Raw genomic sequence first — 963 nt, 5'->3', positions numbered from 1 at the left:
AGAGCCGATAATCTTTCAAGCGGAGATGGGGACTTAACACGAAAATTGGATGTTATTGGCAATGATGAAATTGCGCAAGCGAGTAACAGCATCAACCGCTTTATTGAAAAAGTACGCATCTTAATCAGTGAAGCTAAAAACCTCTCCAACGAAAACTCCTCTATTTCGCATGAACTCTCTTCTACGTCGCTTGAAGTTGGACGTGCGGTAGAAACTTCTATGCAAATCGTTGGCAATACAACCTCAAAAGCAGCCTTGCTTAAATCAGAGATGGCACAAGGCATGCAAGAGGCCAAAGAGGGAAAAACAGAGTTGGTAAAAGCTAACGAGTTCTTAAGTGATGCCAACAGTGCTATTTTAGCTCTTACCAAAGACATTCAAAGCAGTGCCGCCACGGAAATTGAATTGGCGCATAAAATTCAACAACTCAGTCACGATGCCGAACAAGTCAAAGAAATTTTAGTTGTCATTGGTGATATCGCAGATCAAACCAATTTACTTGCACTCAATGCCGCCATTGAAGCAGCACGTGCGGGTGAGCATGGTCGAGGATTTGCCGTAGTTGCGGATGAAGTGAGAAAGTTAGCAGAACGTACACAAAAAAGTCTTCAAGAGATCAATGCAACAATTAATGTTATTGTTCAATCGATTGTTGATAGTAGCGATCAAATGACACTCAATTCTAAAAAAGTGGAATCTTTAGCGACTACCGCAAGTAGTGTCGAAACAAAGATTAACAATATGTTTGCGGTTATGGGAAATGCCACACAGGTATCGGATAAGACCGCTGAGAATTATCTCAAAACGGGTTCTGATATTGAAACAATGATTACCAATGTGAGCCAAATCAATGACATTTCAAGTCAAAATGCTAGGAGTGTTGAGGAAATCGCTAGTGCAGCTGAACATCTTAGTCGTATGACCGAAACTTTGAATCTCAAGCTCTCTGAATTTAGAACGTGA

Annotated in this window: 1 protein-coding gene; it reads left to right on the top strand. The window is 40.9% G+C overall.

All coding sequences use genetic code 11. The features are described from left to right. On the top strand, positions 1 to 963 hold a 963-nt coding region (locus AC5SLP_RS14395), incomplete at its 5' end, for a methyl-accepting chemotaxis protein (protein WP_495255857.1).

The organism is Sulfurospirillum sp. E15m, assembly GCF_059415145.1.
This window is presented reverse-complemented; position numbering and strand designations above follow the sequence as displayed.